This window comes from uncultured Helicobacter sp. (genome assembly GCF_910577135.1).
Lineage (GTDB): Bacteria > Campylobacterota > Campylobacteria > Campylobacterales > Helicobacteraceae > Helicobacter_C > Helicobacter_C mastomyrinus.
The window spans coordinates 1-12798 of the sequence record NZ_CAJTLL010000008.1; the positions used below are offsets into that span (position 1 = coordinate 1).

At 41.2% G+C, this 12798-nt stretch carries 13 protein-coding genes and 1 tRNA gene; 9 read left to right on the forward strand and 5 right to left on the reverse strand.

Annotated features, from left to right (window positions below; genetic code table 11):
* The first annotated feature begins 435 nt into the window (after positions 1–435).
* The 3 genes from QZ289_RS05435 to QZ289_RS05445 all read left to right on the forward strand — a co-directional run bounded on the left by QZ289_RS05435 (position 436) and on the right by QZ289_RS05445 (position 2280).
* Positions 436–511, forward strand: a tRNA-Phe gene (locus QZ289_RS05435).
* A 413-nt stretch (positions 512–924) separates the two neighbouring features.
* Complete coding sequence (locus QZ289_RS05440; RefSeq protein WP_295700133.1) at positions 925–1947, forward strand: putative sulfate exporter family transporter; 1023 nt, start codon at positions 925–927, stop codon at positions 1945–1947.
* 9 nt (positions 1948–1956) lie between these two features.
* Positions 1957–2280 carry a co-chaperone YbbN gene (locus QZ289_RS05445; protein WP_295700136.1) on the forward strand — a complete coding sequence of 108 codons (324 nt, stop codon included), beginning with the start codon at positions 1957–1959 and terminating at the stop codon, positions 2278–2280.
* Positions 2281–2390: 110 nt separating this feature from the next.
* On the opposite strand, the gene QZ289_RS05450 is transcribed toward QZ289_RS05445, so the two are convergent.
* Positions 2391–2669 carry an SDR family NAD(P)-dependent oxidoreductase gene (locus QZ289_RS05450; protein WP_295700139.1) on the reverse strand — a complete coding sequence of 93 codons (279 nt, stop codon included), beginning with the start codon at positions 2667–2669 and terminating at the stop codon, positions 2391–2393.
* Positions 2635–2856 (reverse strand): hypothetical protein, encoded by a 222-nt coding sequence (locus QZ289_RS05455; RefSeq protein WP_295700142.1) that lies wholly within the window; start codon positions 2854–2856, stop codon positions 2635–2637. Before QZ289_RS05455 ends, QZ289_RS05450 begins: the two co-directional genes overlap by 35 nt.
* 290 nt (positions 2857–3146) lie before the next feature.
* Here QZ289_RS05455 and QZ289_RS05460 point away from each other — a divergent pair, with 290 nt between their 5' ends.
* The 3 genes from QZ289_RS05460 to QZ289_RS05470 all read left to right on the forward strand — a co-directional run bounded on the left by QZ289_RS05460 (position 3147) and on the right by QZ289_RS05470 (position 6425).
* The gene (locus QZ289_RS05460) at positions 3147–4154 is read left to right on the forward strand and encodes a glyceraldehyde 3-phosphate dehydrogenase NAD-binding domain-containing protein (protein ID WP_295700144.1); all 1008 of its coding nucleotides are present in this window, start codon (positions 3147–3149) and stop codon (positions 4152–4154) included.
* Positions 4147–6069 (forward strand): ATP-dependent DNA helicase RecG, encoded by a 1923-nt coding sequence (gene recG, locus QZ289_RS05465; protein ID WP_295700146.1) that lies wholly within the window; start codon positions 4147–4149, stop codon positions 6067–6069. The genes QZ289_RS05460 and recG overlap by 8 nt, the downstream gene beginning before the upstream one ends.
* Positions 6070–6167: 98 nt before the next feature.
* Positions 6168–6425 carry a hypothetical protein gene (locus tag QZ289_RS05470; RefSeq protein ID WP_295700148.1) on the forward strand — a complete coding sequence of 86 codons (258 nt, stop codon included), beginning with the start codon at positions 6168–6170 and terminating at the stop codon, positions 6423–6425.
* 171 nt (positions 6426–6596) lie between these two features.
* Here the strand turns inward: QZ289_RS05470 and QZ289_RS05475 are convergent, their stop codons facing one another.
* From QZ289_RS05475 to hemL, 3 genes are read right to left on the reverse strand one after another with little or no spacing between them, the layout of a single operon-like run.
* Entirely contained in the window at positions 6597–7133 is a 537-nt protein-coding gene (locus tag QZ289_RS05475; protein ID WP_295700150.1) for a hypothetical protein, read from the reverse strand.
* Positions 7102–7500 carry an AtpZ/AtpI family protein gene (locus QZ289_RS05480; RefSeq protein ID WP_295700153.1) on the reverse strand — a complete coding sequence of 133 codons (399 nt, stop codon included), beginning with the start codon at positions 7498–7500 and terminating at the stop codon, positions 7102–7104. Before QZ289_RS05480 ends, QZ289_RS05475 begins: the two co-directional genes overlap by 32 nt.
* On the reverse strand, positions 7493–8785 hold the full coding sequence (gene hemL, locus QZ289_RS05485; protein ID WP_295700156.1) for a glutamate-1-semialdehyde 2,1-aminomutase: 1293 nt from the start codon (positions 8783–8785) through the stop codon (positions 7493–7495). Before hemL ends, QZ289_RS05480 begins: the two co-directional genes overlap by 8 nt.
* 258 nt (positions 8786–9043) lie before the next feature.
* Here hemL and thrB point away from each other — a divergent pair, with 258 nt between their 5' ends.
* The 3 genes from thrB to infB are packed head-to-tail and all read left to right on the forward strand — an operon-like array spanning position 9044 to position 12772.
* The gene (gene thrB, locus QZ289_RS05490) at positions 9044–9955 is read left to right on the forward strand and encodes a homoserine kinase (protein ID WP_295700158.1); all 912 of its coding nucleotides are present in this window, start codon (positions 9044–9046) and stop codon (positions 9953–9955) included.
* 19 nt (positions 9956–9974) lie between these two features.
* Positions 9975–10229, forward strand: a complete 255-nt coding sequence (locus QZ289_RS05495; RefSeq protein ID WP_295700161.1) for a DUF448 domain-containing protein — start codon at positions 9975–9977, stop codon at positions 10227–10229.
* Positions 10214–12772 carry a translation initiation factor IF-2 gene (infB, locus tag QZ289_RS05500; protein WP_295700162.1) on the forward strand — a complete coding sequence of 853 codons (2559 nt, stop codon included), beginning with the start codon at positions 10214–10216 and terminating at the stop codon, positions 12770–12772. The genes QZ289_RS05495 and infB overlap by 16 nt, the downstream gene beginning before the upstream one ends.
* Positions 12773–12798: the final 26 nt, after the last annotated feature.

The following is a 12798-nucleotide window of genomic DNA, read 5'->3' on the forward strand; positions in this document are numbered from 1 at the left end:
TACTTGATGATGTGAATAAGAAGAAGTTTTAGGGGGGATAAACTTTTATTTATTTAACTCTTTATTGAGTTAACTATCTATCATTATTGAATCTCTTTGTTTTATTTATAGAGAGAGCGTAAGGACTTTATTTAAGTTATCAAGGCAAGAATCTCTAGTCTATTCTAATTTTTCTTTTTCTATAAGGGGGAGAGGCTTAAATGTGCAAGTATGGGCTAGTGCTAAAGCACAAGTGTGGGGTTGCTCCTTTTTAGTAGGAGGAAAATCTTTCAAGGATTAGGGGCGAGTAAATCTTTTTTTGCTAAAGAACATTCATTGTTTATTTTTATATCTATTATATCAGCGAGAAAATGAGTTCTACATTTTAAGCCTTAAGCCAAGTTTTAAAAGTATTAATATATAATCCGCGTTTCTTTTTATCATTTCATAATGCAAGGCTCGATAGCTCAGTCGGTAGAGCAGGAGACTGAAAATCTCCGTGTCGGTGGTTCGATTCCGCCTCGAGCCACCACGATTGCCCTCCTTTACTTTCATTTTCTCTTAAAGCGACGCAAGTAGGACTATTTGAAGCCTTTATCTTTTTATTTGGCTATTCTCATTTCTGTTTGTTTTCTCTTTGTTTGAAAACACTTAAGAGAACTATATATACTTACTTAGAAATTCGATAAAAGGCAAGTAATGGGTCGTATAGCTAGAAAATTTTTGACAACAATATAAAGAAATATCGTGTAGTTAGAAGCAATCCTAGTATTCTCATTTTATTTGTATATTCAAATGGGGTACAAGGATAAAAGCCTGGTGCTTAAGACTTAAAGCCGCTATTTGTCTCTTTCTCCCTGCTCTGATTTACTAAATCCACACTCATTTTGTCTATCATTGCATACCACAGAAAAAATATATAAACAAACTGCTATAAGGACAATAATGAAATATAAACATTTAGGCTTTCTCTATGGCTTACTTATTTTGGGCGTTATCAGTGCGTGTGCTATGGCTATCTCTGCCATACTCACACCCTTTCTTTCTCCACTTATTGTGGGAATCTTGCTCGGGGCAGCCCTCTCACCACTTTATCCGCGCCTTGAAAAAGCCTATGATATACAAAGTGGCATTACCTTTGGGGCTAAAAAGCTCCTTAGGGCTGGGATTGTCTGCTATGGCTCATATATCACACTCGGGGAAATCGCTACACTTGGGCTAAATGGATTGCTTGTCTCTCTCATCGTAGTGAGTGTGGTCTTTGTATGTGCTATTGTCATAGGCAGAATGCTTAAACTTGATAATGAAATCGCTATGCTCGTGGGGATTGGGAGTGCAGTGTGTGGAGCAGCAGCAATCCTTGCCTTAGAATCCACGTTAAAAACGCACCCGAGCAAAAGCTCTGTGGCATTGGGATTCATTGTGATTTTTGGGCTTTGTGGTATGATAGTCCTGCCTGTAGTGTATTATAGTGGATTATTACCGCTCAATGACTACCAATGGGGCATTTTCATCGGCGCTAGTCTGCACGAAGTCGCTAATGTCGTAGGGGCTGCTGCCATATCACCTGAATCTCAAAATGTCGCCCTTATCGTCAAAATGACACGTGTCGTGCTGCTCGTGCCACTTTTGCTGATTATCTCATATATAATGTTTAAACTCGCCCAAGAGCGTATAGCCCACGAAGATTCTCAGGCAAAAGCGCAAAATGCCCTCTACATTCCTTACTTTGCTTTAGGTTTTCTAGCCGTAATAGTGTGTAATTCCGTGATTGACTTTCCCGCAATAGTGATAGAATCTACACAATTTGCCTCAAAATTGCTTCTCGTCTTTGCGATGGTGGCTTTAGGGCTGCAGATTGATTGGCAGAAATTCATCTCCTTTGGAGCAAAAACATTTGCCCTTGCATTAACTTTGTTTATTATACTTCTGTGTGGCACTTATGCCTTAGTGTATGTATTATTTTAAGGAGTAAAGATGATAGCTAGTTTGGATGCGGCGTCCTTTAATGAAAGCATTAAGCAGGGCTATGTAGTAGTGGATTTTAGCGCTTCTTGGTGTCCGGATTGCAGGTTTATTGACCCTATGCTTGAAACATTAGATAAAGAATTAAGTGAAAAAGTCAAGTTTTTTAAAGTAAGCTTTGATAAAGAAACGCAGCTTAAAGATACTCTCAATATTCGCAAGATTCCTACACTTATTTTTTATAAAGATGGCAAGGAAGTGGGAGAGCGCTTAATTGAGCCACGCTCTATAGAGGCTATTAGAGACGCGATAAATACTCTCACAACTGCCCCTTAAAGCTTACTCTGCCAAGTAGTTTGCATTTAAGCCATAGCTGGAGTATAGAACTCACAGCCCACGCTAAATAGCAAGGAAATGCGTAAAAATGCCTACCTCTTTGAATGGCCTTATGGATTTTTACTCGCTTTTTGCACGCTCATTTGTGGAATCCCCTGATGAAGATAGTCTGTCAAAGGCGTTTTGATAAAGCCCGGACAAATGGTTGTGATAAGCACATCTTGCTGCTTCAGACTTAAGGATTCTCCTAAGCTTTTCACAAAGCTTTTTGACGCACTATAACTTGGCACATTGGGCAGGGCAATTAAGGCAGCAATGGAGCTTATCGGCACGAGATTTGCCTCTTGTATTCTCTCAATCTCTCTTGTTTTGAAAATATTGCAGTGCATAAAATGCTCCATACATAACACCCTTAGTATTTGTGCTACATATTTCAAAATATCTCTCTACACACTCTTTCTCGCCCATTGCAATACCCGCATTAAGAATTATCACATCAATACATATATGAAATATCTCCTCATACCACCTTTTATATGCTGCCTCATCGCCCACATCAAAGCACTCAATCTGCATTTGCAAATGTGGATTTAACGCTATAAGTTCGGCTTTGCTTTCACTTAGGGCTTGTGTATTGCACCCTACAATAAATCAATGCGTCGCTTCCTTAGCATATCATAGGACTAAAGCCTTGCTTATGCCACACTAACCCCTATGATTCCCACTACAAAAGTATCCATTACACCTTCCTTAAAATATTCACCCTATCACAAATGTGTTAATGCAAATTACATAAACATTTGTAGCAATATGCTACAATTTTGGGCTAGTTTTGCCACAATATTTTACCCAGCAGAGAGGATAATATGATAAATATTGCTATCAATGGCTTTGGACGCATTGGACGGAGCATCGTGCGCTCATCACTGCCATATAAGGAGCAAATCCGTATTGTCGCCATAAATGATATATATGATTGGGAGATTCTTAGCTATCTTTTAGAGCACGATAGCACTCATCGCACTTTGCCCTTTGGGACAACCTATCAAAACCACACGCTTAGTTTCACTCAAAGTAATCTGCCGCCCATTGCAACGCTCAATCACAAAGATTCTAAAGCATTAGACTTCGCAGTCTTTGGGGCGGATATAGTCATAGAATCTAGCGGACAATTTTTAGATACTCCCTCTATCGCACATCATTGTCAAAAAGGCATAAAAAATGTCATACTCTGCGCTTCTCCCACAGATAATATGCCTATTTTTGCGTGTGGCGTGAATGATGATACATATAATGGCGAGGCTATATTTTCTAACGCCTCCTGCACGGCAAATGCCCTAGCCCCACTCTGCAAGGTAATTGATGAATCTTTTGGCATTGAGACAATGAGTTTTTGTATCATACATAGCTATACTAACGAGCAATCTCTCCTTGATAGCGTCTATCCAAATGACAAAAGACGCTCCCGCGCCGCCGCACAAAATATTATCCCTACAAGCACAGGAGCTACGCATACCCTTACCCGCCTCCTCCCCACACTGCAGGGCAAAGTAGGCGGACATAGTGTGCGTGTGCCTGTATCAAATGTCTTGCTACTTGATATTACCTTTATGCTCTCTGCCCCCGCTCACGCAAAAGCCCTTAATGAATCTATTATCAACGCAAGTCAAAGCACAATGAAAGGTATTATCGGCATAGATACCAAGCAGGGCGTGAGTAGCGACTTTATCGATAATCCTCATAGCGTGGTATTCGCGCCGGATTTAACCTACGCGGTAAGTGAGAATATGTTGCGCGTAATGGCGTGGTGCGATAATGAATGGGGCTATGCCAATCGTGTGCTAGATATGGTACGAAAGTGCGCGAATGTATGATGAGATTCTAAATCGTCTTAGCCCCACCAATCAAGCCCGTTTAAAAAAGCTCAAAATTACCTCTTTATTGCAGTTTGTCATCACCCACACGCCCAAATCCTACACAAATACTACCCTCTCTCAAGACCTTGCTATCAATCGCAACTGTGTTTTTAAAGTGCATACTCAAGATATACAAACCTTAGGTTTTGGCAACCAAGCCCGTTTGAAAATCTACGCTACGATGAGTGATTTTAACCAAGAGCCGCTTTTTATGAATATCTTTCACGCCAAAGCCTTTCATAAGCAACTATTTGCGCCCGATAAGGATATATATGTAATGGGTAAGCTTGAATTATTTAATCACCACTACCACATCACACAGCCTAAAGTGATTACAGAGATTAATACTATTCGCTGCCATTTCAAAACCACCGCACTTAATACTAAGTCTATGCAGGAGCTATGCAAGGCGTTTGTGAGTGTTGAGAATCTCCTTTTATGCGGGATTCCCAATCATATTGCACAAAAAATATATGAGATTTTTACGCCCAATGCGGCATTTTGCGTAGCTTTTAGTGAGAAAAATGCGCTTCCTCCTGCGTATTTACACGCACTAAAATTTGTTGAAATCTATCATCACCTTGCCCTTTTTTCTAAAAAAAGGCGGTATTTTTCCGCAAGATTCAAATGTGAGAATGATATAAACGCATTTATCCATTCACTACCCTTTAGTCTTACACAAGGACAGAATCAGGCTATCGCGGATATAAAGGCGGATTTTTGCAAAGATGTGGCAGCAAAAAGGCTCATTATGGGTGATGTGGGCTGTGGCAAAACGATGGTGATTCTCTGCGCGGTGATGATGTGCTATCCACATACAAGCATTCTTATGGCACCTACGACTATTCTTGCTGAGCAGCTTTATGAGGAAGCAAGGCGGTTTCTCCCGCCATTTGTACGCCTCCACCTTATCACGGCTAAACACAAAGTCCCCACCCAAGAAGCCATACAATCACATTTCATTATCGGCACACAAGCCCTGCTCCATCGTGAGCTTGAATTAGAAAATCTCGCGCTTGTGATGAGTGATGAGCAGCATCGCTTTGGCACAAACCAACGATATATCCTAGAAAAAATCGGGCAAAGCAAAGATGATGATATGCAAAGCCTTTTTAGAGAATCTACCCCGTCTGAAAACAACACAAAGCCCCACGTGCTACAATTTTCCGCTACGCCAATCCCACGCACTCTAGCGATGATTAATGCAAGTCTTATTGATATGAGTGTTATTAAGGATTTGCCTTTTAAAAAGGACATTAGCACGATGATTATTGACAAGGCACATTTTAAGGAGATGTTTATGCATTTACAAAGCGAAGTGGCAAAAGGAAATCAAGCCATTATCGTTTATCCTTTAGTGGAGGAGAGTGAGAGCTTGGATTATCTCTCATTGAATGAGGGCTTGGGCTTTTGGCAAAAACATTTTACAAATGTCTATCACACCTTTGGTAAAGATAAAAGTAAAACGCAAGTTATTAACGATTTTGCCCGTGATGGGACGCTGCTCCTTGCCACAACGTTGATTGAAGTAGGCATATCCTTGCCAAAAGTTTCTACTATTATAATCGTTGCACCCGAACGATTAGGACTAGCCACCCTACATCAATTGCGTGGGAGAGTAAGCCGCAATGGACTAAAGGGCTACTGCTATCTTTATACACACCAACCTACAAACGAGCGGCTAAACGCCTTTTGTCGCACACTAAGCGGATTTGACATTGCCGAGCTTGATTTAAAATACCGCCGTAGCGGGGATTTACTAAGTGGAGAGCGGCAAAGCGGCGATGAGTTTATGTATATTGACATCAGTGAAGATGAGACAATCATTATTGAAGTTAAAGCTCTTTTAAAGCAGCAACAACAAACCCATTAAACTCATTGGTTTTGTAAAGATTTGCTAGCAGATCTTTACAAAACCAATGCTATTCTTAAGCGCATTTAAATAAGATTCTATACATTTAATGAATAGCGGTGGTAATGCTTTCCATTTTGCTTTCTCTTATATTTGATATACTCTATATACTCTTTGCATCTATTGATAATCCCACACAAAAGCAGCAGGATATATTTCTTTCTGTATGTGAGCAGATTGCTTATCGTGAGGCAGAGCTTATTGCTAATGATTTGCTTACATCTAAAGAGCCTAGCTCATCTCATTTGCAAAGGGCTATTACAGATGTGCTAGATAAACAGACAACCTACAATCCACGATATATAAAAGACTTATGAGCGATATGCTTATGGCAATTTTACAAGCTTAGATAACCTCTTTGATAAATGCTCTATGCAAGGATATAGCGCATTCTTAAATACATACACAGATACACACAAAAGCCGCCTAGAAAGCTACCTAAACGATAGCCTCGCAACATCGCCACAGACAATACACCTTAAGATTTATCAGCTTACTTTGCCAAAAAAGTGCTTAGTCCTTTGTGAAGTCTTAACCATAGCATAGAATCCAAAGCTTATAAAGCATATCATCGCTAAGCCTAAGCCCACACTAAGACTTGGCAAAGACATTAGCTGATATTTGAGCAGCCCAAATATCATAAAGGCAAAAAGCGCATAGCTTATCATACGCAAAAAGGACAAGCTCATTTGCGCCCCTACGATAAAGCGCGTAGAAAATGTTACTTTATCCTGTGCTTTGGAGTTTTGCTCGGCGTTGCTTGTAGAATCTTTAGCTTCTTGGGTAGATTCTATAATATTGCTTTGTGCCTCTTGTGTGGCTTTTTCAGCCCTCACGCGTTTAAGTAACGCACCAAAAGAGCTACCCACCACAAGATTAAACCCCACAAACCCTACTTCAAAACTTGCTAGAGATTCCACGCCTTGCATAAAAGCTACAACCCCACCTACAAGCGCTAATCCCGTTACAATGGCTATACCGATAGAGTATATTTTAGTAATATCTGCCATTTGAGATATCTTCATCATCATCTTTACTATCAGGCTTGTAGCTATAACGGGGGTTTTGCGCTAATTCCTGGGCTTCTTTTTGCGCTCTTTTATATGCCCGATAGAGATTTAAGATCGCCGCACCCACGCCCCACACTACGCCTAGCCAAAATGTCCATTTATAGCCACTTAATCGCTCTAAAAGTATGCCTATACCCATCCCTAGCAAAACTGCCACCACGATAGAAATCCCCACGCTTAGTTCATTTGCTCCGCTCACCACCGCACTTAGCCTTGGTTTTTGCTCTGCCTTGTTTGCAACATCTTGCTTTGTATCATTTATATCCTGCTGATTTGCTTGTAGATTCTCTTTAGGATTCATCGTTTGCCTCATCTCATTCATATACGATTTCAGTAAATGCTTCTTGTGCCTTTGCAATGACTAAGTCTATCATTTCCTCATTCATCGCGCTGCAGATAAAGCCGCTCTCAAACTGCGAACACGCAAAATACACGCCCTTATCTAGCATTTTTTGATGAAATCTAGCAAACATCGCCGTATCGCTCCTTTTAGCATCATCAAAGTTTTTCACCGCCCTATCATTAAAGAAAAACCCAAACATACTACCCCGATAATCCACCTGCAAGGGAATATTATGTGTCGCAGCAGCATTCTTTAAACCATTGGTAAGCCTTTGTGCGAGGTTTTGAAGCGATTCATATAAATTCGGATTGTCTTTAATTTTACGCAGTGTCGCTATCCCCGCGCTCACCGCGATAGGATTGCCGCTTAAAGTCCCGGCTTGATACACCCCACCCACAGGAGAGAGCATATCCATAATATCCGCCCTCCCGCCAAAAGCCGCTAGAGGCATACCTCCGCCAATAACCTTGCCATAAGTTACTAAATCTGCCTCGATATTATAGAATCCTATCGCGCCATTTACCCCTGCTCGAAAGCCACTCATCACCTCATCGATGATTAAAAGCGCATTGTGTTTGTCGCATAATGCCCGCAACTCCTCCATAAATACCTCATCAGCAGGAACAAACCCCATATTCCCAGCCAACCCCTCGATAATCACACACGCGACATTTTGCGATGTCTCAAAGCACGCCCGGACAGATTGTATATCATTGTATCGCGCCACTAAAGTGTGCTTTGATATATCTTGTATCACGCCCGGGGAGCTTGGATTCCCAAACGTAGCACAGCCGCTTCCCGCACTCACCAGCAGACTATCGCTATGCCCGTGGTAGCAGCCCTCAAACTTGATAATATCATCTTTTTGCGTATATGCCCTTGCTAGACGCAACGCGCTCATTGTCGCCTCTGTGCCAGAATTGACAAGGCGCATTTTCTCTATACTTTGCGTCATACTGATAATTTGCTTTACTAGGGTTGTTTCTTTTTGCGTAGGCGCACCAAAGCTTAACCCATCTTTAATCGCCAACATCAGCGCAGATTCTACAAACTCATCAGCGTGCCCAAATATCAACGGTCCCCAGCTTTGCACGAAGTCAATATAGGCATTATCATCTTCATCATAGATATACGCACCCTTACCCCTAGCAATAAATCGCGGTGTGCCGCCCACCGAGCCAAACGCCCTCACAGGGGAATTAACCCCACCGGGAATCACCTGCTTTGCCTCATTGAAGTCATTAATACTATGCAAGATATTCATCGCGCAATCCTTAAAGGAGATAAGAAATTATGCATTATAGCAAATCCGCAGATTCTTTTTGCCTTTTTGGATAAAACAAGTTACGAAAAAATATCTTAATTTGCCCTTTTAACGCAAAAAATTAGCAATTTAAAGGGGAAAGCCTTATTTTTGCTTACAAACTGATAGCAAAACCCCATTTTTTATTTTCTGCAATTAAGTAAAATCTATCAAAAACACACTATAATCATATTTTTGATTTTTATATAAAGGTGAGTAGTGATTGTTCGCGTTCCTGCTACAAGTGCTAATCTTGGACCGGGTTTTGATACACTAGGTTTAGCACTGAATCTCCACAATACTTTTAGCATTGTCCCATCGCGATTAAGCAGTATCCATATCTCCGGTGAGGGGAGGGAGCGCCCAAAGCTGCGGGTGGATAATGTGTTTATAAAGATTTTTAATGAGATTTTGACCTTACATAACTATCCTATCCGCCCTTTTAAGCTTAGCTTTAATAATGCCATTCCTATATCGCGAGGGCTTGGCTCAAGCTCTGCAGTGATTATTGGTGCGATTGTGAGCGCGTATCATATTATGCAAAAGCCCATCAATAAGCCCGAAATATTGCAACTTGCACTCAAATATGAAAATCACCCTGATAATATTACTCCTGCGCTTTATGGGGGATTTAACATCGCTATGCTAGATAGCCAGTCTCCCAAAAGAGCAGCGTATAAATCACGTGTTATAACCTTGCAATCGCCTTTACCAACGGATATTAAGGCAGTAGTAGTGATTCCAAATACAGCTATTTCAACCAAACTCTCCCGTCGCACCCTGCCTAAAAAATATAGCACTAAAGATGCAGTATTTAACCTCTCTCACGCCTGTATGCTAAGTGCGGCATTTATCACGCATAAATGGGAACTATTACGAGAAGCGAGCAAGGATAGATTCCACGAGGAGGTGCGTATGAAAAATATGCCCATACTTTTTAATCTCCAAAAGACAGCTTTGCAAAATGGCGCACTCCTAAGCACACTATCCGGGAGTGGTTCATCGTTTTTAAATATTTGCTATGCTGATGATAGTGCAGCGTTAACGGCAACTTTACAAGAGCAGTTCCCTAAATTCCGTGTGCTTACATTAGCATTTGACAATATAGGCGCAACGCTAGTAGAATCATAGAATCTTTAGGTATAATGCTATGAAACAACCCAAGCAAACACGTATGTGTATCAAATGTCGCAAAAGATTTCATCAAAAGGAGCTTCTAAGACTGCAGAGTGATGGTTACTCCCTATGTCAGTTTAGCGGGAGAGGGCGAAGTTTTTATGTGTGTGAGGAATGCTTAACGCAGCCCAAAACACTCCAAATAATTCTTAAAATTAACAAACTCAAACCAAAACAAGAGCATATTGTGCGTTTAAAGGAGATACAGAATCTATGGGAACTAAGATAAGGTTAGCAGACATAGGAAAAGAATTTGGCAAAAATGCAAGCTATGCTTTCGAGCAAGCTAAAGCCATAGGGCTAAATGTAAAGTCCACATCAAGCTCGATTACAGAAGAAGAAGCAAGTATACTTTATGAATATCTTACCACAGGTGTAAATCCAAACATACAAGCCACACAAGATACGGCAGATTTAAAGCTTGAGGGTAAAAAATCTAAGAAAGCTTCCACAGAAAGCAAAGCTAAAAAAGAAACCAAAAAAGCGAAGGCGGAAAATTCAAAAGAAGAAACAAGCCAAGAAGCGCCTGAAAATACAGAGCAAGAAGCCATTACAGAAGATGTGAAGCAAATTGCACCTATTGAACCCAAAAAAGGATTGCGCATTGTAAGGAAAAACAAAGAGCAAGAGCCTAAAATTACAGAATCTAAAAAAGAAGAAAGCAAGAAGCAAACTCTAAGCTACAAAGAACTTCTAGCAGAAAGTGCTAATGAATCGCCAAAAAAACCCAAAAGAGACAAGCCCAAATCTAAAGTCGCACACAAACATACTGACCAAAAAATGCACATACTTGATGATAGAGAAATTGCCTTTGATTATGATGATGAGCAAGATGAAATTATGCTTTTTGACTTGAATGAAACACAAGTGCGCGATGAGGAGGAAGAAAATCAAATCCGCCAAGCCATCACCGAGCGGGTGCATATCCATCGTAAGAATCCGTGGATGAATGAAGGAAGCATTAAACGTGGGGGCAGAAGACGCAAGCCTATCAAAGTGCCAAAAAATGAGGATAAAATCAAAGGTCCCATTTCTATCCCTGAAGAAATCCGCGTGTATGAGTTCGCTGAGCTGATTAAAGCAGAACTCAAAGATGTAATTAAAGTGCTTTTCAATCTCGGTGTAATGGCAACAAAAAATGACTTTTTAGACAGGGACGCTATTGAAATTCTTGCCGATGAGTTTGAACTTGAAATATCCATACAGGATACACAAACAAGCGAGATTTTAGAATCGAGTCTCCTTGAGGATTTGCCCCAATTTGAGCGTCCGCCGGTGGTTACGATTATGGGGCATGTCGATCACGGGAAAACCTCTTTGCTTGATTATATCCGCAACTCACGTGTAGCAAGTGGTGAAGCTGGGGGCATTACCCAACATATCGGAGCGTATATGGTGGAAAAAAATGGCAAAAAGATTAGTTTTATCGATACACCCGGACACGAAGCCTTTACGCAAATGCGTAGCCGTGGGGCACAGGTAACGGATATTGCCATTATTGTGATTGCCGCAGATGATGGTGTGAAACAGCAAACTATTGAGGCGTTAAACCACGCTAAAGCCGCAAATGTGCAAATTATCATCGCCATGAATAAAATGGATAAAGAAAATGCCAATCCCGATAAGCTTAAGGCAGAGTGTGCGGAGCTTGGATTTACTCCCATTGATTGGGGCGGGGAACATGAGTTTATCCCTATTTCTGCAAAAAATGGCGATGGAGTAGAACATCTGCTTGAGACAATCCTTGTCCAAGCCGAAGTGTTAGAGCTAAAGGCAGCACAGCAGGGCAATGCTAGAGCGATTGTGCTTGAGGCGAGTTTAGAAAAGGGGCGCGGACCTGTGGCTACAATTATTATGCAGCAAGGTGTGCTCAAGCTAGGAGATTCTGTCGTAGCGGATACAGCGTTTGGACGTGTGAGGGCATTGCTTGATGATAGGGGTAAAAGTATTAATGAGCTATATCCTTCGGGTGTGGCGGTTGTTACCGGATTGTCCTTAGTGCCACAAGCTGGGGCGGTGCTACTTAGCGTAGAAAGCGATAGTATCGCTAGGGAACACGCTCAAAAACGAGCCCTTTACTTGCGTCAAAAAGAATTGAGTAAAAGCACAAAAGTTACGTTTGATGAGCTTGGCGAAATGGTCGCACAAGGCAATCTAAAGACACTACCCCTTATTATCAAAGCCGATACACAAGGCAGTTTAGAGGCGATTAAGGCAAGCGTAGAGAAGTTAAGCAATGATGAAGTGCGAGTAAATGTTATTGGTTTTGGCGTGGGCGGCATAAGTGAAAGCGATATTGATTTGTGTGCTACAAGTGATAATAGTGTGATTTTGGGATTCAATGTCCGCCCAACTGGCAATGTCAAAGCAAGGGCAAAAGAGCTTGACGTGGAGATTAAAACCTATTCTATCATTTATAATTTGCTTGATGATATTAAAGCATTGCTCGGGGGGCTTATGTCACCTGTGATTGAGGAGGAAAACACTGGACAGGCTGAAGTGCGTGAGACATTTAATATTCCTAAAGTAGGTACAATTGCCGGGTGTATGGTGATTGATGGAAGTATTCAAAGAGGCATTAAGGTGCGGCTCATACGTGAAGGCGTAGTGGTGCATACGGGGGCTATCGCTTCGCTCAAACGTTTTAAAGATGATGCGAAAGAGGTTTCAAAAGGCTACGAATGCGGCATTATGTTAGAAAATTATAATGATATTAAAGTAGGTGATGTGTTTGAAACATTCACAGAGGTGCAAAAAGCACAAAAATTGTAGATTCTAAAACAACACATTATGGCTTG

Bases quoted from the DNA above. Each gene is read 5' to 3' on its own strand.
- QZ289_RS05440 (WP_295700133.1), top strand. From the start codon at position 925: ATGAAATATAAACATTTAGGCTTTCTCTATGGCTTACTTATTTTGGGC.
- QZ289_RS05445 (WP_295700136.1), top strand. From the start codon at position 1,957: ATGATAGCTAGTTTGGATGCGGCGTCCTTTAATGAAAGCATTAAGCAG.
- QZ289_RS05450 (WP_295700139.1), bottom strand. From the start codon at position 2,669: ATGCACTGCAATATTTTCAAAACAAGAGAGATTGAGAGAATACAAGAG.
- QZ289_RS05455 (WP_295700142.1), bottom strand. From the start codon at position 2,856: ATGCAGATTGAGTGCTTTGATGTGGGCGATGAGGCAGCATATAAAAGG.
- QZ289_RS05460 (WP_295700144.1), top strand. From the start codon at position 3,147: ATGATAAATATTGCTATCAATGGCTTTGGACGCATTGGACGGAGCATC.
- recG (WP_295700146.1), top strand. From the start codon at position 4,147: ATGTATGATGAGATTCTAAATCGTCTTAGCCCCACCAATCAAGCCCGT.
- QZ289_RS05475 (WP_295700150.1), bottom strand. From the start codon at position 7,133: ATGAAGATATCTCAAATGGCAGATATTACTAAAATATACTCTATCGGT.
- QZ289_RS05480 (WP_295700153.1), bottom strand. From the start codon at position 7,500: ATGAATGAGATGAGGCAAACGATGAATCCTAAAGAGAATCTACAAGCA.
- hemL (WP_295700156.1), bottom strand. From the start codon at position 8,785: ATGAATATCTTGCATAGTATTAATGACTTCAATGAGGCAAAGCAGGTG.
- QZ289_RS05495 (WP_295700161.1), top strand. From the start codon at position 9,975: ATGAAACAACCCAAGCAAACACGTATGTGTATCAAATGTCGCAAAAGA.
- infB (WP_295700162.1), top strand. From the start codon at position 10,214: ATGGGAACTAAGATAAGGTTAGCAGACATAGGAAAAGAATTTGGCAAA.